Below are 19,324 nucleotides of genomic sequence, written 5' to 3' on the forward strand. Positions count from 1 at the left end.
TATCGGAACCGGTATTACCCGGGAGCCGAAATCAAGGCTTCTGAATGTTTGACGCCTGCTTGCCCTTGGGGCCTTGCACCACGTCAAAAGTTACCTTGTCACCTTCCTTCAGGGACTTGAAGCCAGCCATATTGATGGCCGAGAAATGCGCGAACAAATCCTCGCTGCCGTCATCCGGGGTAATAAAACCAAAACCCTTGGCGTCGTTGAACCACTTAACAGTACCAGTTGCCATGTAACTTTTTCCTTAATCAAAAACGAACGAATCGGCCACCGCTGCGGGCTGCAAAACACCGCACCCCGGCCGGGGCATGTTTGAAGTTCAAGTTCGGTAAAGCAGAGGGGGCCAAGCGGCGATTCAGAGGAGCTGCAATTTGACAGACTGTGAGACGACCGTAGGTCACTGCGGGGGAATTTGAACTAAACACGTTTCGCGTTTTACGCACATTGTCAAGCAGCGTCAACAACTTTCGATGCTGCATCGCACAGGCCCATCCCTTGCATATTGGCTGAACACCCCAAAATACCAATCCATCGGAGTCCTATTCCCCTCCTTTTCTTGGTGTTGAACTGCACAGGAATCACATTAGAATCCAGCTATGGTTACACGCAAGCAAGCCGGGCCGGAGAGTGGCGCTGTACTGGCGCCAGAGCAGAGTCGTACCAAACCGCCGCCGATGTACAAGGTATTGCTGCTGAACGACGATTTCACGCCGATGGATTTCGTGGTGATAGTGCTGGAGAAGTTTTTTGGTTTGTCGCGTGAACAATCGACGCAAGTCATGCTCAAGGTGCATCGCGAAGGAAAGGGTGCCTGCGGAGTGTATCCTCGCGATGTGGCTGCGACAAAGGTTGAACAGGTGAGCGAGTTTTCACGTCGACACCAACACCCGCTAGCTTGCGTGATGGAGGAAAATTGATGATTGCCCAGGAACTTGAAGTCAGCTTGCACATGGCCTTTGTCGAAGCTCGACAGAAGCGCCATGAGTTCATCACTGTCGAACATCTACTGCTGGCCTTGCTGGACAATCCCTCCGCAGCAGAAGTGTTGCGCGCCTGCGCGGCCGACGTTGAAGCGCTGCGCAAGGAATTGATGACGTTCATCAACGAGCACACGCCGACCGTTGCCGGCAACGAGGAAATCGATACACAACCGACACTCGGTTTTCAACGTGTTATCCAGCGCGCGATTCTGCATGTGCAGTCGTCGGGAAAAAAGGAAGTCACCGGAGCCAACGTACTGGTAGCCATTTTCGGCGAAAAGGACTCGCACGCGGTGTTCTTCCTGCAACGACAGAACATCACGCGACTGGATGTGGTGAATTTTATTTCCCACGGCATAACCAAGACTCCGCAGACCAAGAGCAAGGAAGAGCCGGCAGAAACCGAAGGCGAGGCCCAGGAAAAAGGCGGAGCGCTGGAAAGCTTCACCCAGAACCTCAACCAGTTGGCCCTAACCGGCAAGATCGATCCGCTGATCGGCCGCGACCGGGAACTGGAACGAGTGATCCAGACGCTTTGCCGTCGCCGCAAGAACAACCCGCTGCTGGTCGGCGAGGCAGGAGTCGGCAAGACCGCGATTGCCGAGGGACTTGCACGCCACATAGTCGAAGGACGCGTCCCGGAGATTCTTGCCAATGCAACGGTGTACTGCCTTGACATGGGGGCACTCCTGGCCGGTACCAAGTATCGCGGCGATTTCGAACAGCGCCTGAAGGGCGTCCTCAAGCAATTGGCAGATAACCCGAACGCCATCCTGTTCATAGACGAGATCCACACCCTGATCGGCGCCGGCGCAGCATCCGGCGGGACGATGGATGCCTCCAATCTGCTTAAGCCGGCCTTGTCGTCCGGGGCGTTGAAGTGTATTGGCGCCACCACCTACACCGAGTTTCGTGGAGTATTCGAGAAGGACCACGCGCTGTCCCGGCGCTTCCAGAAAGTCGATGTCGATGAGCCCTCGGTCGATGAAACCGTCTCGATTCTGCGCGGCCTCAAATCTCGCTTTGAAGAGCATCACGGCGTCAAATATTCTGCCGCCGCTATTTCCAGCGCCGCTGAGCTAGCCGCCAAATACATCAACGACCGTCACCTGCCGGACAAGGCGATCGACGTAATCGATGAAGCGGGCGCCGCCCAACGCATTCTGCCGAAATCAAAACAGAAAAAGACCATCGGCAAGCTCGAAATCGAGGACATAGTCGCCAAGATCGCCCGCATCCCGCCACAGCATGTTTCGGCTGACGACCGTTCGGCCTTGAAGAACCTCGACCGCGACTTGAAGAACATGGTGTTCGGCCAGGAAGCCGCGATCGATGCCTTGGCCAAAGCCATCAAGATGTCTCGTTCCGGACTGGGCGACCCGCAAAAGCCCATCGGTTGCTTCCTGTTCTCCGGTCCCACGGGTGTTGGCAAGACCGAGGTGGCACGCCAGTTGGCCTACGGTATGGGCATCGAATTGATCCGTTTCGACATGTCGGAATACATGGAGCGTCATGCCGTGAGCAGGCTGATAGGCGCGCCGCCAGGATACGTCGGCTTCGACCAGGGAGGATTGCTCACCGAAGCGGTGACCAAGAAGCCGCATGCGGTACTGCTTCTGGATGAAATCGAGAAGGCCCATCCGGAAGTGTTCAACATCCTGCTGCAAGTGATGGATCACGGCACCTTGACCGACAATAACGGCCGCAAAGCCGATTTCCGCAATGTGGTGATCGTCATGACCACCAATGCCGGCGCCGAAGCGCTGCAGAAGACCAGTATCGGTTTCACCACCAACAAGGGCCAGGGCGATGAGATGGCCGATATCAAGCGCATGTTTACGCCGGAGTTCCGTAATCGGCTGGATGCAATCATCTCGTTCCGCGCCCTCGACGCAGAGATCATCCTGCGCGTCGTCGACAAGTTCCTCATGCAGTTGGAAGGTCAGTTGCATGAAAAGAAGGTGGAAGCTATCTTCACCGACGCGCTGCGCGCCTGGCTGGCGGAAAAAGGCTTCGATCCACTGATGGGCGCAAGGCCCATGGCGCGGCTGATCCAGGACACAATCCGCTCCGCACTGGCCGACGAACTGCTGTTCGGCAGGCTGGTGCATGGCGGACGGGTCACCATCGATCTCGACGAGCACGAGAAAGTCAAACTCAGCTACGAAAATACGGTCAATACGCCTGCAATTCCTTCGCCGATCTAGCTTGTCCCGAATATCGTTGCCCAAGGGCGTCGTTGCCCGCGGCGTGATTATTGGTTGAACATTTAATACTTTTTCCATCATGGACCTGCTAACAACCGATCTCTGCGACGCCAACGAAGGCCAGGTACGCGTCGTTGAACCCATGTTCAACAGCTTTGGCGGACGCCCCGCTTTCTTTGGCCGCATCGCAACACTCAAGCTTTTCGAAGACAACTCACTGGTACGTCAAGCACTCGAGTCGCCGGGCGACGGCCGGGTTCTGGTGATTGATGGTGGCGGGAGCCTGCGCCGCGCGCTGGTCGGCGATCAACTTGCTGCGCTGGGCGTCAAGAACAACTGGGCCGGCATCATCGTCTATGGTTGTATCCGCGATTCCCGAGCCATAGGCGAGATGGACATCGGCGTGTTTGCGATCGACACGCACCCGATGAAGACCATTAAAAGAAACGTCGGCGAAGCTGAGATTCCTCTCAGCTTTGGCGGCGTCACTTTCATCCCCGGCGAATGGCTATATGCAGACGAAGATGGCCTAATTGTCAGTGCAATCGCACTCCATCAGCGCTAGGTCTTATATAAGACATATATCAGCACTCTCGAAAATCCTTTACTATCGCGAAACGCTTTCCACAGTACGAAATAGATTCTTCAATTTATTGTTAAATAACAATAAAAAATTTATTCAAGTCTTATATAAGACTATTGCTGCAACGCAAAATCCTCTTTATACTGTGAAGAATGCTCTTACTTGGAGCATCCCCTTCGACAACGACCCTGCAGAGGATTGAACATGAGTGATCGTAAAGCACAAGCCGCAGCCCTGGCCAAGGACTGGGCTGAAAACCCCCGCTGGAAAGGCATCAAGCGCGGATACAGCGCCGAAGATGTCGTTCGCCTGCGTGGCACCTTCCCCATCGAACACACGCTCGCCCACCGCGGTGCGGAAAAACTCTGGTCACTGGTTAACGGCACCGCCAAGAAAGGCTATGTGAATTCCTTCGGCGCCATCACTGCCGGTCAGGCGATGCAGCAGGCGAAGGCCGGCCTCGAAGCCGTCTACCTTTCCGGCTGGCAGGTCGCCGCCGACGGCAACACGTCCGAGACCATGTACCCCGACCAGTCGCTGTACGCCTACGACTCGGTGCCGACCATGGTTCGCCGCATCAACAACACATTCAAGCGCGCCGATGAAATTCAGTGGTCGCGCGGGATCAATCCCGGCGACAAGGAATTCATCGACTACTTCCTTCCCATCGTGGCCGATGCGGAAGCCGGCTTTGGCGGCGTGCTCAATGCCTTTGAACTGATGAAGAACATGATCACCGCCGGCGCAGCGGCCGTGCATTTCGAAGACCAACTGGCTGCCGTCAAGAAGTGCGGCCACATGGGCGGCAAGGTTCTCGTGTCGACTCAGGAAGCTGTCGAGAAGCTGATCTCTGCCCGTTTCGCCGCCGATACGATGGGCGTTCCCACCCTCATTCTGGCCCGTACCGACGCCGAGGCCGCCAACCTGCTGACCTCCGATCACGACGCAAACGACAAACCGTTCTGCACCGGCGAGCGCACCCCGGAAGGTTTCTACCGCGTCAAGAACGGCCTTGAGCAATCCATCAGCCGCGGCGTCGCCTACGCGCCCTACGCCGACCTGGTCTGGTGCGAGACCGGCAAACCTGACGTCGGCTTCGCCCGCGAGTTCGCCCAAGCGGTTCAGGCCAAGTCTCCCGGCAAACTGCTGGCCTATAACTGCTCGCCGTCTTTCAACTGGAAGAAGAACCTCGACGACAAGACCATCGCCAAGTTCCAGGACGAACTATCGGCCATGGGCTACAAGTACCAGTTCATCACGCTGGCCGGCATCCATATCAACTGGTTCAACACTTTTGAATTTGCTCACGCCTACGCCCGCGGCGAAGGTATGAAGCACTACGTCGAAATGGTGCAGGAGCCGGAATTCAAGGCGCGCGAGCAGGGCTACACCTTCGTGTCGCACCAACAGGAAGTTGGTGTTGGCTACTTCGACGACGTCACCACCGTGATCCAGGGCGGCGCTTCTTCTGTCACCGCGCTGCACGGCTCGACCGAAGAAGAGCAGTTCCACTAAGCAATACTCGGCAGCAATTCATCAGAAAGCCGCACCGGGAAACCGGTGCGGCTTTTTTGTGGTTTAGAGTAGTCGCGTGATTTGCCGACGAACCATGCGCTCGCATTTGACTCATCAATGACTGCCAGGCTCCCAAAGAAGGTCCCTTCGATGTTGTGGTCAGCACTCCAGATTGTTCTGCTGGTCTATCTGGGCTTGATGGCCCTGATCTATTTCAAGCAGGCATCCCTGGTGTTCCTGCCCGAGATCGATCGCGGATTCCAAGCCAGCCCGGCGGAGATTGGTCTGCCATTCACCCCACTGAAACTGGCCACTTCCGACGGTGAAACCCTCGATGGCTGGTTTGTGCCGGCCGGCACGAAACCTGGGGCGCGAGGCCTGGTGGTCTTCTTCCACGGCAACGCCGGCAATATTGCGCATCGGCTCGACTATCTGCGCATGTTCCACGATCTGGGCCTGGCGACTCTGATCATTGACTACCGTGGTTACGGCCTCAGCAGTGGAAACCCGTCGGAGGAAGGTACTTACCTGGATGCGGAAGCCGCCTGGCGCCATGCCACACAAGAGCTCGGATTCCCTGCCGAGCGCATCGTCCTCTTTGGCGAATCGCTGGGTGGCGGAGTCGCCGCACGAATGGCGGCGAAGAATCGGCCCGGCGCGCTGGTGCTGGCGTCGACCTTCACTTCCGTCCCCGACATGGGCGCCGACCTTTATCCACTGCTGCCAATACGCTGGCTTGCCCATATACGCTATGACAATCTGGAACGTCTTTCTCAAATCAACTGTCCGCTACTCGTGATCCACAGCCGCAGCGACGACATCATTCCCTACAATCATGGTCGACGATTATTCGACGCCGCCCGCCAGCCCAAGCAGTTTCTTGAAATCGAAGGCGGCCACAATGACGGTTTCGTCTTTGGCCGGGAGACTTGGGTCCGGCAACTGGACGGCTTCCTGCGGCAGGCCTTGCCATAACCCGCGACTTTCGATCATCTATGCGCCGGCCGAAGCCGCCCAATAGGCCGGATCGCGCCAGTTGGCCTTTAGCAGATCGATGAACAACCTCACGCGCAGCGGCAGATGCCGGCGCTGCGGCACCACGGCGTGGATACCCACCGGTGGCGCGGCGAAGTCGTCGAGTACCGTCACCAGCCGCCCCGCCTCGATATCGGCCCCGACCTCCCACAGGGACCGCCAGGCCAAGCCCTTCCCGGCCAGTGCCCAATCATGAAGCACCGCGCCATCGTTGCACTCCAACTTGCCGCTCACTTTGACCACCCGTACCTCGCCCTCCACGCGTAGCGTCCAGCCGCGTTGCTGGCGCAGCGACAGGCAATTATGCTCGGCCAGAAAAGTTGGTGCTGGCGGTACGCCGAATTGCGCGATGTAACTCGGACTGGCAACCACCACACGCCGCATTTCGCCCAACCGTATGCTGATCAGGCTCGAATCCGCCAGTTCGCCGATGCGGATCGCGCAGTCCACGTTCTCCTCCACCAGATCGACGATGCGGTCGGACAGGTCGAGCCGCACCGTAACGTCGGGATTTTCTTCAATGAAGCGCGTCAATAGCGGCGCCACGTGACGCCGCCCGAATCCGGCGGGGGCCGATATCTTCAAATGCCCGCCGGGGCGAATTCCACCCAGACTCACCGCGCCCTCTGCATCCGCCAACTCGCGCAGGATGCGCTGGCAATCTTCGAGAAATGCCGCACCCTCGAAGGTCAGCGAAATCCGCCGTGTGGTGCGCAACAACAACTTGACGCCGAGCCGCTCTTCCAGCGCGTCCAACCGCCGGCCGATGATGGCCGGCGTAACACCCTCGGCGCGGGCGGTGGCCGACATGCTGCCGCGACTTGCGACGCCAACAAAGGCAGAAATCTGCTTAAACTGATCCATTCGATATTATTAGTAAATAATCATTTGATCGAATGATAGCTTCTCTATCGAATTGAGCAAGAATACAATTCGAGGACTTTAGAAATCCACATCAAGGAGTCCCTCATGAGCCTGCCCGCCGGTATCCAGATCAACGCCGCCATCACGGCCGAATACGCCAAGATTCTTGCGCCCGAAGCAATGGCGCTGGTCGCCAAACTGCACCGCGCCTTCGAGCCGCGCCGCCAGGAACTGCTCAAGGCCCGCGTCGCCCGCCAGGCCCGCATCGATGCCGGCGAAATGCCCGACTTCCTGCCTGAAACCGAACACGTCCGCGCAGGCGACTGGAAGATTGCGCCGCTGCCAAAGGCGCTGGAGCGCCGCCGCACCGAGATCACCGGCCCGGTCGAAGCCAAGATGATCATCAACGCCTACAACTCCGGCGCCGACAGCTACATGACCGACTTCGAGGATTCCAACAGCCCGAAGTGGGACAACCAGATCCAGGGCCAGGTCAACCTCTACAAGGCGATCCGCCGCGAACTCAGCTTCAAGAACGAAGCCGGCAAGGAATACAAGCTCAACGACAAGATAGCCACCCTGCAAGTGCGGCCGCGCGGCTGGCACCTCGACGAGAAGCATGTGCTGATCGACGGCCAGCGCGTCTCCGGCGGGATTTTCGATTTCGCCCTGTTCCTCTTCCACAACGCCAAGGAACAGCTCGCCCGCGGCGCCGGCCCCTACTTCTATCTGCCGAAGATGGAAAGCCATCTCGAAGCCCGCCTGTGGAATGATGTGTTCGTCATGGCGCAAAATGAAATCGGCCTGCCGCAGGGCACGATCAAGGCCACGGTGCTGATCGAGACCATCCTCGCCACCTTCGAACTCGAAGAAATTCTCTATGAACTGCGCGAGCACAGCGCCGGCCTCAACGCGGGACGCTGGGACTACATCTTTTCCTGCATCAAGAAGTTCAAGCGCAACAAGGACTTCTGCCTTGCCAATCGCGGCGCCATCACCATGGAAGTGCCCTTCATGCGCAGCTACGCGCTGGCACTGGTCAAGGCCTGCCACAAGCGCGGTGCTCCGGCCATCGGCGGCATGAGCGCGCTGATCCCGATCAAGAACGACCCGGTGGCCAACGAGAAGGCGCTGGCCGGCATCCGCCACGACAAGACGCGCGACGCCAACGACGGCTTCGACGGCGGCTGGGTGGCCCATCCCGGCCTGGTGCCGATCGCCGCCGAAGAGTTCCAGAAGGTACTGGGCGAGCGTCCCAACCAGTGGGAAAAGCAGCGCGACGAAAATTTCGGTCCCAAGGACTGGCTCGACTTCCAGCCCGAGCAGCCGATCACCGAAGTCGGCGTGCGCAACAACATCAACGTCGGCATCCATTACCTCGGCAGCTGGCTTGCCGGCAACGGCTGCGTGCCGATTCACAACCTGATGGAAGACGCCGCCACGGCGGAAATCAGCCGCTCGCAGGTGTGGCAGTGGGTAGTTAGCCCCAAGGGCAAGCTCGATGACGGGCGCAAGGTCACCGCCGACATGGTGCGTGGCTTCATTCCCGAGGAGCTGACGAAGGTCAAGGCCACCGTCACCGCCCAGGGCGAAATGACCGAGACCTACGACCAGGCGGCGAAGATCTTCGAAGAGATGTCGCTCGCCGACAACTATCCCGAATTCCTCACGCTGCCGTTGTATGAGGCGATGGAGTAACTACGCATCGAGTACGCATCGCATCCCGGGAAAATCCAAGAGTTGGCGCTGGCGACACGGCGCCCATGACGCACAAGGATTCCATGCAGTCAGCAAACGGCATTCTCCACGAGGAGGGTGCCGTTTTTTGCTGCAGGGGTCTGGCAGGCATGGCTGCGTGCAGACCGGCTGACATTGATGACACCAAAAGCAACCTTCTCGATGGGGCAATCATTTTTTTTTGTGCACTCTATCGGGCACGGTCTGCAATAATCCCCCTGCGACTAATAATGACGTAAATAAATCGTCGCAGGGGGAGATGGGTGGGGCAGAAACTAGGGTCAGTCCGCTTGTGGACTGGCATCAGGTCCTCGGTCGAAGTTCTGCACGCCTAGCCATTTCCATTTGACTCGAAATTCGACGTTTTGCCGCTTTCGGCTTACGGACCATTTGGATTTGAATAATGGCTGATGAAACTCAAAAGACCGAATGCAAAGACGGGGTTTTCCGTTGCCTTCTGAACCCGCCTAAATGCTCCATGCTGCGCATGATCGTAATCGGCGTGCTTGGCGGCGTGATTGTCTGGGGCGGCCTCAACACCGGCATGGAATGGACCAACCGTTCCGAGTTCTGCATGTCCTGCCACGAAATGACGATTCCCTTCGAGGAATTGAAGAAGACGGTCCATTACAAGAATCGCAGCGGCACCACGGTACAGTGTGCCGACTGCCATGTGGCCAGCAGCAAGACGCCGACCGACTACGTATTCAAATCCGTGCAGAAGATCATGGCCGCCCGCGACGTGGTCGGCCACATTCAGGGAACAGTCGATACACCGGAGAAGTTTGAGGCCTACCGCCTGACGATGGCCAAGCGGGTCTGGGAAAGAATGAAGGACCGGGACTCGAAAGAATGCCGCAACTGCCACGACTTCAAGACCATGGACCCGGAAAAGCAGAAAGACCGCTCGGTGGTCAAGCACGAAGGCGCGATCGAGGATGGCAAGACCTGCATCGATTGTCACAAGGGCATCGCCCACAAGCCGGTGCATCAGTTGCTGGAACAAGAAGAAGCCGCAAAGGCGGCCAAGAAGGAAAGCTGACGAATTTCAGTGCATTGCTAGAGGAATGAGATTATGAAGAAGATTGCATTTGTCGTAACGGGCGCGCTGCTTGCCGGTGGGGCATTCGCAGCTCCCGACTGGAGCAAGATTCCCCCGCGCAAGATGACTTTGTTCTATCCGGGTCAATCCTCGCTGGAATGGGTGATGAACAAGCCCGACCATTCGGCGGTACCGGATATCGTGGACAAGAAGCGCCCGTGCGCAAAATGCCACGAGGGCGACGCCCATGAGATCGGCGCGAATATCGTTGCCGGCAAGCCAGTCGGCAGTTCCAAGACTGTACTTGAGCCCACGCCGCCAGCCGGCAAGGCAGGATCGATCCCGGTGATGTTCCAGGCGGCCCATGATGGCAGCAAGATCTACTTCCGCTTCGAATGGGTTCCCCCCAAGACCGGCACCAAGAAGCTCGACACCAAGAATGAAGTCAAGCTGACCATGATGTTCGACGGCGGCGGCACGGTCGAAGGCAGCGAAATCAATGGCTGCTGGGCAACCTGCCATACCGACCTGCGCACCATGAAGGACGCCAAGGACGACAAGAAGACCAAACACATAAAGAACGGCGATCTGGCCTCAGGCAAGTTCATGGACCTGATGCAATACCGCAGCGGTGAAAAAGGACTGGTCGACGGTTATGTCGCCGAGGCCCGCCACATGGAAGGTGGCAAGGCTTTGGTCAAGGCGGAAGGCAAGAAGGAAGGCAACAAGTGGGTGGTAACCCTTGAACGAACCCTGGCCGGCAGCGGCAAGGGCGACCATACCATTACCGCCGACAAGGTGTATAACTTCGGCTTCGCCGTGCATGAGGACTACACCAATGCACGCTTCCACTATGTTTCGCTCGGCTATCAGTTTGGCCTGGACAAACCAAATCCTGGCGTAAAGAGCTATATCGATATACAAAAACAATAACAGCTGCAAACGGTTTTGTGCGAGCAGTACTTTCATCAATACCAAGGAGGAGACAAAAATGACGATGAAGTGGAGAGGATGGGCGCTGGCCACCGGCGCCCTGGCGATATCCGCAATGGCGCAGGCGGCACCGCCCACGGCGGCGATGCTGTCCAATGCCTGCGCCGGCTGTCATGGCACCAACGGCGGCAGCGCCGGGCCAAGCATGCCGAGTCTGGCCGGTCAGTCGAAGGAAGCCATCGTCGACGCCATGAAGAAATTCAAGAGCGGCGCGCGCCCGACAACGGTCATGGGGCGCCTGGCGAAGGGTTTCAGCGATGCCGATTTCGTCGCCATGGGCGAGTACTTCTCCAAGCAGAAACTGCATGCGACCAATCAGACCCTCGACAAGGCGAAGATCGCCAAGGGTGCCAGCCTGCAGGAAACCAATTGCGGCCGTTGCCACATCGAGGACGGCAAGGAAGGCAAGGACGATACACCGGCGATGGCCAGCCAGTGGCTGCCCTATCTGCAGATTCAGATGGCGGACTACCTGTCGGGCAAGCGCAAGATGCCGGAAAAAATGGAAGAGAAGGTCAAGCCGATGTCCAAGCAGGATCTGGACGCCCTATTGCACTTCTACGCCAGCGTTAAATAAGGGGGAACGAATATGACTCTGGATCGCAGAAATTTCATCAAGCTGCTGGGCGGTGCCTCCAGCCTCGCATTGGCGGCCTGTGCCGGTACCGGCGGCGGACTCAGTGGCCCCACTGGCGGACGGCGTGTGGTTGTGGTTGGCGGCGGCTACGGCGGCACGATTGCAGCGAAGTACATCCGCATGATGGATTCCTCCATCGAGGTGGTACTGATCGAACGCAATGACCACTTCGTTTCCTGTCCCTTCAGCAACCTGTACATCGGCGGTCTCATGAAAGACCTTTCGCCGCTGACCATCAAGTACGACAAACTGACGACCAACCACGGCGTCAAGGTGCTTCAGGCAGAGGTCACCGGGATCGACGCCGCGAAAAAAATCGTAATGACTTCCAGCGGTGAAGTGACCTATGACCGGCTGGTTCTTTCTCCCGGCATCGACTTCCGCACCGAGGAAATCAAGGGCTACGACGCGAAGAGCACACCGGAAACCATCCCCCATGCCTGGAAGGCCGGTCCGCAAACCGTATTGCTGCGCAAGCAATTGGAAGCCATGCCCGCAGGCGGGACCGTGGTCCTATCGATCCCCCTGGCGCCCTTCCGCTGCCCCCCGGGACCGTATGAACGGACCAGCATGATCGCGATGTTCCTCAAGCAGCACAAGCCGAAGTCAAAGATCATCGTCCTCGACGCCAACCCCGATATCGTTTCCAAGGCCGGCTTGTTCAAGAAGGGCTGGAAGAAGCACTACGAGGGCATTATCGACTACCGCCCGGCGAAGAAGGTCACCGAAGTCAATGCCGGCAAGAAGATGGTAACGATCGAGGGCATCGAAGACGTCAAGGGAGATGTGATCAACCTGATTCCGCCGCAACGTGCCGGCCACATCGCCGTGGCAGCGGGCTTAGTGGGCGCCGACAAGAACTGGTGCCCGGTCAATCCGACGACCTTCGAGTCAACCATACACAAGGGTATCCACGTCATCGGCGACGCCTGCGTGGCCGGCGCCATGCCCAAGTCGGGTTACTCGGCCAACTCGGAAGCCAAGGCCTGCGCCACCAACATCGTCAACACGATGAACGGCAAGGAGCTGGTCGACTTCTCCGGCATCAACACCTGTTACAGCTTCCTCTCCGCGAAAGAAGCGGTCGAGGTAACCGGGGTCTACAAGGTGGACAAGGCGAAGAACGCGATCATCGCAGTGCCCGGCTCGGTCGGCGTCTCGCCCGACCTGTCCGAGATCGAGGCAATCTATGCTGAAAGCTGGCTGAAGAACATCTTGACCGAAATGTCGACCTGATCTGCATCAGCAGCAAGCTGTATAAACCCCGCCGCATGGCGGGGTTTGTTTTTGGCATGCGCATTCCTGCGCATTTGCCCAAAGTGTTTCCGCCGTCTATTGATGCCCCGTGCTGCCGAAGCCGCCGGCACCGCGTTCGCTGGCCGGAAATTCATCGACGACATTGAAGGCCACCTGCACCACCGGCACCACCACCAGTTGCGCCAGACGATCCATTGGATTCAGCGTGAAAGTGTCGTGACCGCGATTCCAGGTTGACACGAAAATTTCGCCCTGGTAGTCCGAATCAATCAATCCCACCAGATTGCCCAGCACGATGCCGTGTTTGTGGCCCAGGCCGGAACGCGGCAGGATCATTGCCGCCAAACCCGGATCGGACAAATGGATCGCTATGCCGGTGGGGATAAGGATGGTTTCGCCCGGATGGATTTTTATCGCCATTTCGATGCAGGCGCGCAGATCGATCCCGGCCGATCCTGGTGTCGCGTACTGCGGCGCGTATCGCTCGTCCTTCAGACGGGCGTCGAGCAACTTGAGATCAATACTTGCCATGCGGTTTCTCCATCAGACGGACGATATGCGTGACGATACCGCGCGCCACCTCGGGCTTGTCCGCGGGCGGCAGCACATGGGCACCGGCCGCATCGAACAGGGTCACCGCATTGCTGTCGCCGCCCAGTCCGTCCTGGACCAGGTTTCCAACCACCAGCGCGAGTCTTTTCGCCACGCGCTTGCCTTCCGCGTAGGCCTCCAAATTCTGGCTCTCGGCGGCGAAGCCGACGCAGAATGGAGCGTCAGGCAGTGCCGCCACTTCGGCGAGAATATCCGGATTGGCTTGGAGTTCCAGCGCCAGGCTACCACTCCCCTTCTTGATCTTGTGCTCGGCCGCCTGCCGCGGTCGGTAGTCGGCCACCGCCGCGACGCCGATGAACACATCCTGGCCGGGCAGCGCCTGCATCACCGCCTCGCGCATTTGCAGTGCGCTCTGCACATCCACGCGATGTACGCCGCGTGGCGTGGCGAGCGTAACCGGCCCGGCGACCAGCGTCACCATTGCACCGGCTTCGGCGCAGGCACGCGCCAGCGCGAATCCCATCTTGCCCGAACTCGAGTTGGTGAGACCGCGCACCGGATCGAGCGCTTCGAAGGTGGGGCCGGCAGTCAGCAACACGCGCTTGCCTGCCAGGGGTTTGACTTGCAGCGAGGCGTACAGATCGTCGAACAGTTCGGTGGCCTCCAGCATGCGTCCGTCGCCCACTTCGCCACACGCCTGTTCCCCGTGCGCAGGGCCAAGAACGCTGACGCCGTCCGCACCTAGCTGCACGACATTGCGTTGCGTGGCCGGGTTATCCCACATCTGGCGGTTCATGGCGGGCGCCACCAGCAAGGGGCAATCCCGCGCCAGACAAAGCGTGGATAGCAGGTCGTCGGCAAAGCCGTGTGCCAGCTTGGCGAGAAAATCCGCCGTCGCCGGAGCGACCAGCAAGGCTGCCGCGCCGCGCGTCAGGTCGATGTGCGCCATGCCGTTGTCCATGCGCTCATCCCACAGCGCCTGCCATACGCGGCGGCCGCTGAGTGCCTGAAAAGTGGCCGCACCGACGAACTGGGCGCCGGCGGCCGTCAGTACGACATCCACGTCTGCTCCGGCCTTGACCAGCAGGCGCACCAGTTCGGCTGCCTTGTAAGCCGCGACGCCGCCGGTAACCCCCAGCACAACGCGTTTGCCCTGAAATTCATTCATGACATTAAAATCCCGCCAATCGGCACTCAAGCGGGGATTGTAAACCATGGCCATACGCGATTGGCCCGCGGCAGAGCGCCCGCGCGAACGACTCGCCCTGCAAGGCGCAGCGGCGCTGTCCGACGCGGAACTGCTGGCGATCTTTCTGCGTGTCGGCGTCCGTGGCAAAAGCGCCGTGGATCTCGCCCGCGAACTGCTGGCAAGCTTCGATGGCGATCTGGCGGCCCTCGGCGGCGCCAGCACCAAGGAACTTGCCCGCCTGCCCGGCATCGGCCCCGCCAAGGCAGCCCAACTTGCCGCCACGCTGGAACTGGCACGCCGCGCACTTGCCGGCCCACTCAAGCTTAAGGATGCACTGGCCTCGCCACAGGCCGTTCGCGACTGGCTGCGCCTGTCCCTCGGCAATCTGCAGCACGAAGTCTTCGTCGCCTTGTGGCTGGATGCCCAGAATCGGCTGATCGCCAGCGAGGAATTGTTTCGCGGCACGCTGACGCAAACCAGCGTTTATCCGCGCGAAGTCGTCAAACGGGCTCTCGCGCACAACGCCGGCGCCGTGATCCTGGCTCACAATCACCCCTCCGGCCTTGCCGAGCCTTCGCGTGCCGACGAAGTGCTCACTTCGTCATTGAAGCAGGCCCTGGCGATAATCGACGTCAAACTTCTGGATCATTTCATCGTTGCCGGCGGCTCCGCACCGCTTTCCTTCGCCGAACGCGGATTGATTTAAAAAAGGGATTGAATTATCAGTCGATTGTTTGTAAACTAGCCTGCTTTGCGAAATCAGCATTCAGGAGCACTACATGTCTCGCGTATGTCAAGTGACGGGCAAGGCCCCGATGGTAGGGAACAACGTATCCCACGCCAACAACAAGACCAAGCGTCGCTTTCTGCCTAATCTGCACAGCCGCCGCTTCTGGATCGAAACCGAAAACCGCTGGGTCAGTCTGCGCGTGTCGAACGCCGGCCTGCGCATCATCGACAAGAAGGGCATCGACGTTGTCCTCGCCGAGCTGCGTCAGCGCGGCGAGCGCGTCTAATCAGGAGAAAGCATCATGGCCAAGGGCGGACGCGAAAAGATCAAGCTGGAATCCACAGCCGGCACGGGACACTTCTACACGACAACGAAGAACAAGAAGACTACCCCGGGAAAGCTGGAATTTTTGAAGTATGACCCGAAGGCGCGCAAGCATGTCGCCTACAAGGAAGTGAAGCTGAAGTAATTCGGCCGAGCCAATAAAGAACCCGCCTCTGGCGGGTTTTTTATTGGCTGGCGATCCGCTTCAGACGGCGTAGCTGCGCAGCCGCCGTGAAAATTCCTCAAGCTGCCGAATACCGCTTTGCTCGGCGTGCGCCACCCAATCCTGTAATTGTTTCACCAACTGATCGTGGGAGGCTGAAGAACGGGCCCACAAGGCCTCCAGTTCGGCGCGCATAGCATAGCCCCTGGCCAGACGTTCGCTTCTGGCGAGAAGGGCCGTCAAACGCTCTTTCTGCGGCTCTGGCAGTGCGGCGCCGTCTGCCCCCAGCAGGCGTTTCATCATACGGCCCTCGCTGGCGTCGATCTTCAGTTGACTGAATTCCTCGGCGGCAAGCTGGCGCAGGGTCTTGAGATATCTCGCCAGCACGTCGTAGCGATGCGTCACAATCGCCTGCAGCATATCCAGATCGATGGCGGGTCGAATTGCGCCAAGCCGGGGCTTGGGCGCCACCTTCTTGACTCGCGCCATACCCAGCAACTCCATCATCCGGATATACAGCCAGCCGATGTCAAATTCGTACCACTTGTTCGACAGCTTGGCCGAAGTGGCGAAAGCGTGATGGTTGTTGTGCAGTTCCTCGCCGCCGATCAGTATGCCCAGCGGGAAAAAGTTGGTCGACGCATCCGCACAGGCAAAATTCCTGTAGCCCCAGAAATGGCCGATCCCGTTCACCACGCCGGCCGCCCAGAACGGAATCCAGACCATCTGCACGCCCCAGATCAGCACACCCGGCCAAACACCAAACAAGGCGACATCGATACCCAGCATGACGACGACACCCAGTTTGTGCAGCGGTGTATAGAGTTTCCGTTCCAGCCAGTCATCGGGTGTGCCGTGCCCATAGCGCTCCGTGGTATCGGAATTGCGCGACTCCTTCACATACAGAAACACGCCGGTCCACAGCACACGATTCAGGCCGACCACCTGCGGGCTGTGCGGATCCTCCGGCGTCTCGCACTTGGCGTGGTGCTTGCGATGAATTGCCGCCCACTCCCGAGTGACCATGCCGGTTGTCAGCCAGAGCCACAGGCGGAAAAAATGGCTCGGCACGGAACCGAGTTCCAGCGCGCGATGTGCCTGATGCCGGTGCAAGAAGATGGTGACACCGGCGATGGTGACGTGGGTCATGGCAAGCGTCGCCAGAAGGTAACCCCACCAGGGAAGATCAAGAAATCCGGAGTGCATTGAAAGTTCCTTTCAAGATCAGGTGATGGGTCGATACCAGACTGCTTCCCTGTCAGTGCCTGGCCTTGCCATGTACAGGTGCCACGTCGGCAAGGCGAAAATCAATCTTGTTGGCTTCCATATCGACCCGCGTCAATTGCACACGCACGCGGTCGGCAAGGCGGAAGCGCCTGCCGCTGCGTTCGCCGACCATGGCATGCAACTTTTCATCGAAATGAAAATAATCCTGGCCAAGTTCGGAAACATGGACCAGGCCTTCGACAAAAACCCCATCCAGCGCCACGAATATGCCGAAGGGCACTACCGAAGAAATACTGCCTTCGAAGATTTCGCCGACCCGGTCCTTCATGTAGAAGCACTTGAGCCAGGCTTCGACGTCGCGCGTGGCCTCATCCGCCCGACGCTCGGTCATCGAACATTGCAGACCTATTTCTTCCCACGCAGTTGCCCCCGCCGCCGGCTCGTAGCGCCGTCCCGCCAGCGCCGACTTTATGGCCCGATGCACCAACAAATCGGGATAGCGGCGAATCGGCGACGTGAAATGAGTGTAGCTCTCATACGCCAGGCCGAAATGACCGACATTATCGGGGCTGTAGATGGCTTGGCGCAATGAGCGCAACATCACGGTTTGCAGCAGTTGCCGGTCGGGTCGCTGGCCGATGGTCTCCAGTAATTTGGCGTAGTCCTTGGCTTTTGGCTCGCCGCCACCGCCCAACTGGAAACCAAAGGTGCCGAGAAAATCGCGCAGCTTGACCAGACGCTCCGTCGTCGGACCTTCATGCACGCGATACAGCGACGGATGCTCAGATTCGCGCAGAAACTCCGATGCGCAAACATTGGCCGCCAGCATGCATTCCTCGATCAGTCGATGCGCATCGTTGCGCTCGTAAGGCTCGATACGTTCGATCTTGCCGTGATCATCGAAAATCATGCGCGTTTCGACAGTCTCGAAATCAATCGCGCCGCGCTTGACCCGTTCCTTCGCCAATTGCCGATAAAGCAGATCCAGTGCCTCCAGATGGGGCAACAGCGGCTCCAGACGCGCACGCACCTCTGCATTCTTCTCGTACAGCGCCGCCGCAACTTCTTCGTAGGTCAGGCGTGCGTGCGAGAACATCACCGCAGGATAGAACCGGTAGCGCCTGATCGCTCCCGTGCCGGCAATTTCCATGTCGCACACCATGCACAGCCTTTCGACCTGCGGATTCAACGAGCACAGGCCGTTGGAGAGCTTCTCCGGCAGCATGGGAATCACGCGCCGCGGGAAGTACACCGAGTTGCCGCGCGCGTAGGCATCCCCATCCAGGTCACCGCCGGCAGTCACATAGTGCGAAACGTCGGCGATCGCCACGACAAGGCGAAAGCCCTTGCCCTTGGGTTCGCAAAACACCGCATCGTCGAAATCCCTGGCGGTCTCGCCATCGATGGTCACCAGAGGCAAGCCGGTGAGGTCTTCGCGACCCTTCCAGTCCGATTTGCGAACGGCCTCCGGCAGCTTTTTCGTTTCGGCCAGTGCGGCCGGCGAAAACTCGTAGGGCAGTTCGTGCTTGCGCAGGGCGATCTCGATTTCCATCCCGGGATCAGCGTAGTTGCCCAGTACCTCGACCAGGCGGCCAATCGGCTGTCCGTGCTTGCTCGGCTGTTCGATGAGTTCGATCATCACGACCTGCCCGGACTGCGCCTTGAGGGCCTTCTTGGCTCCTTTCTCGGGAGGCGCCAGCAGGATATCCTGGCTGATGCGTTTATTCTCGGCAACTACAAAGCGCACACCGTGCTCCTCGATCACGCGCCCGACCACAAACCGGTTTGCGCGCTCGGTGACTTCGACGATCTTGCCTTCCGGCCGCCCCTTGCGATCGACACCGATGACCCGGGCAATCGCCTTGTCGCCGTGTAGCACCTTGTCCATTTCCTTGGCGGAAAGAAACAGGTCGGCACCACCGTCTTCGGGAATCAGAAAGCCAAAACCATCCGGATGGCCGGCAACACGACCGCGCACCAGATCCGCCTTGTCCGGGATCAGCCAATCACCGCGCCGGTTCTGCATCAGTTGGGCCTCGCGCGCCATGGCCCCCAAGCGGCGCTGGAATGACTCCAGTTCAAATGGCTGCACGTCGAGCAATTCGACCAGGCGCCCGAGTTCCAGGGGCGCCCCTTGGGCCGTCAGAGTTTGCAGGATGTATTCGCGGCTCGGCAGGGGATGCTCGTACTGCGCTTTTTCCCGCTCAAACTGCGGATCGGCCCGACGAATTTTTGAAAGTTTGTGGGTGCTAAGTGACTTGTTTGACAATCTGGGTTTTTCCTTTA

At 58.9% G+C, this 19,324-nt stretch carries 19 protein-coding genes; 13 read left to right on the forward strand and 6 right to left on the reverse strand.

Annotation, left to right across the window (positions count from 1 at the left end; all coding sequences use genetic code 11):
- Positions 1–31: 31 nt before the first annotated feature.
- Positions 32–235, reverse strand: a complete 204-nt coding sequence (locus RMO95_RS03320; protein WP_041097667.1) for a cold-shock protein — start codon at positions 233–235, stop codon at positions 32–34.
- A gap of 364 nt (positions 236–599) precedes the next feature.
- Between RMO95_RS03320 and clpS the strand changes: the two genes are divergently transcribed.
- From clpS to RMO95_RS03345, 5 genes are all read left to right on the forward strand, one after another.
- A complete protein-coding gene (gene clpS / locus RMO95_RS03325) occupies positions 600–920 on the forward strand; it encodes an ATP-dependent Clp protease adapter ClpS (protein ID WP_310449171.1) in 321 nt (106 codons plus the stop codon).
- Positions 920–3,190, forward strand: a complete 2,271-nt coding sequence (gene clpA / locus RMO95_RS03330) for an ATP-dependent Clp protease ATP-binding subunit ClpA (RefSeq protein ID WP_310449172.1) — start codon at positions 920–922, stop codon at positions 3,188–3,190. Before clpS ends, clpA begins: the two co-directional genes overlap by 1 nt.
- 79 nt (positions 3,191–3,269) lie before the next feature.
- The gene (rraA, locus tag RMO95_RS03335) at positions 3,270–3,755 is read left to right on the forward strand and encodes a ribonuclease E activity regulator RraA (protein WP_310449173.1); all 486 of its coding nucleotides are present in this window, start codon (positions 3,270–3,272) and stop codon (positions 3,753–3,755) included.
- Positions 3,756–3,977: 222 nt separating this feature from the next.
- A complete protein-coding gene (aceA, locus tag RMO95_RS03340) occupies positions 3,978–5,288 on the forward strand; it encodes an isocitrate lyase (protein WP_310449174.1) in 1,311 nt (436 codons plus the stop codon).
- 117 nt (positions 5,289–5,405) lie between these two features.
- On the forward strand, positions 5,406–6,263 hold the full coding sequence (locus tag RMO95_RS03345) for an alpha/beta hydrolase (RefSeq protein WP_310449175.1): 858 nt from the start codon (positions 5,406–5,408) through the stop codon (positions 6,261–6,263).
- Positions 6,264–6,281: 18 nt separating this feature from the next.
- On the opposite strand, the gene RMO95_RS03350 is transcribed toward RMO95_RS03345, so the two are convergent.
- Entirely contained in the window at positions 6,282–7,187 is a 906-nt protein-coding gene (locus RMO95_RS03350; RefSeq protein ID WP_310449176.1) for a LysR family transcriptional regulator, read from the reverse strand.
- 105 nt (positions 7,188–7,292) lie between these two features.
- Between RMO95_RS03350 and aceB the strand changes: the two genes are divergently transcribed.
- From aceB to RMO95_RS03375, 5 genes are all read left to right on the forward strand, one after another.
- Complete coding sequence (gene aceB, locus RMO95_RS03355) at positions 7,293–8,885, forward strand: malate synthase A (RefSeq protein WP_310449177.1); 1,593 nt, start codon at positions 7,293–7,295, stop codon at positions 8,883–8,885.
- Positions 8,886–9,402: 517 nt separating this feature from the next.
- Positions 9,403–9,966, forward strand: a complete 564-nt coding sequence (locus RMO95_RS03360) for a NapC/NirT family cytochrome c (RefSeq protein WP_310449178.1) — start codon at positions 9,403–9,405, stop codon at positions 9,964–9,966.
- Between the two features lie 33 nt (positions 9,967–9,999).
- On the forward strand, positions 10,000–10,899 hold the full coding sequence (locus RMO95_RS03365; protein WP_310449179.1) for an ethylbenzene dehydrogenase-related protein: 900 nt from the start codon (positions 10,000–10,002) through the stop codon (positions 10,897–10,899).
- Positions 10,900–10,957: 58 nt separating this feature from the next.
- Positions 10,958–11,536: a c-type cytochrome gene (locus tag RMO95_RS03370; RefSeq protein WP_310449180.1), complete on the forward strand. Its 579-nt coding sequence runs from the start codon at positions 10,958–10,960 to the stop codon at positions 11,534–11,536.
- Positions 11,537–11,548: 12 nt separating this feature from the next.
- Positions 11,549–12,832 (forward strand): FAD/NAD(P)-binding oxidoreductase, encoded by a 1,284-nt coding sequence (locus RMO95_RS03375; RefSeq protein ID WP_310449181.1) that lies wholly within the window; start codon positions 11,549–11,551, stop codon positions 12,830–12,832.
- A gap of 96 nt (positions 12,833–12,928) precedes the next feature.
- Here RMO95_RS03375 and dut read toward each other — a convergent pair whose 3' ends face one another.
- Together dut and coaBC are read right to left on the reverse strand one after the other, a co-directional pair.
- Complete coding sequence (gene dut, locus RMO95_RS03380) at positions 12,929–13,384, reverse strand: dUTP diphosphatase (protein ID WP_310449182.1); 456 nt, start codon at positions 13,382–13,384, stop codon at positions 12,929–12,931.
- Positions 13,371–14,573: a bifunctional phosphopantothenoylcysteine decarboxylase/phosphopantothenate--cysteine ligase CoaBC gene (gene coaBC / locus RMO95_RS03385; protein ID WP_310449183.1), complete on the reverse strand. Its 1,203-nt coding sequence runs from the start codon at positions 14,571–14,573 to the stop codon at positions 13,371–13,373. Before coaBC ends, dut begins: the two co-directional genes overlap by 14 nt.
- Positions 14,574–14,619: 46 nt before the next feature.
- Between coaBC and radC the strand changes: the two genes are divergently transcribed.
- The 3 genes from radC (at position 14,620) to rpmG (ending at position 15,793) form a co-directional block, all read left to right on the forward strand.
- Entirely contained in the window at positions 14,620–15,300 is a 681-nt protein-coding gene (gene radC, locus RMO95_RS03390) for a RadC family protein (protein WP_310449184.1), read from the forward strand.
- Between the two features lie 73 nt (positions 15,301–15,373).
- Positions 15,374–15,610 carry a 50S ribosomal protein L28 gene (gene rpmB, locus RMO95_RS03395; RefSeq protein ID WP_310449185.1) on the forward strand — a complete coding sequence of 79 codons (237 nt, stop codon included), beginning with the start codon at positions 15,374–15,376 and terminating at the stop codon, positions 15,608–15,610.
- A 15-nt stretch (positions 15,611–15,625) separates the two neighbouring features.
- Entirely contained in the window at positions 15,626–15,793 is a 168-nt protein-coding gene (rpmG, locus tag RMO95_RS03400) for a 50S ribosomal protein L33 (RefSeq protein ID WP_294993757.1), read from the forward strand.
- A 60-nt stretch (positions 15,794–15,853) separates the two neighbouring features.
- On the opposite strand, the gene RMO95_RS03405 is transcribed toward rpmG, so the two are convergent.
- Entirely contained in the window at positions 15,854–17,017 is a 1,164-nt protein-coding gene (locus RMO95_RS03405; RefSeq protein WP_310449186.1) for a fatty acid desaturase, read from the reverse strand.
- A 52-nt stretch (positions 17,018–17,069) separates the two neighbouring features.
- Positions 17,070–19,307 (reverse strand): ribonuclease R, encoded by a 2,238-nt coding sequence (rnr, locus tag RMO95_RS03410; RefSeq protein ID WP_310449187.1) that lies wholly within the window; start codon positions 19,305–19,307, stop codon positions 17,070–17,072.
- Between the last annotated feature and the right edge of the window lie 17 nt (positions 19,308–19,324).

Origin of the sequence: Sulfuritalea sp. (genome assembly GCF_031426875.1) — a bacterium.
GTDB lineage: Bacteria > Pseudomonadota > Gammaproteobacteria > Burkholderiales > Rhodocyclaceae > Sulfuritalea.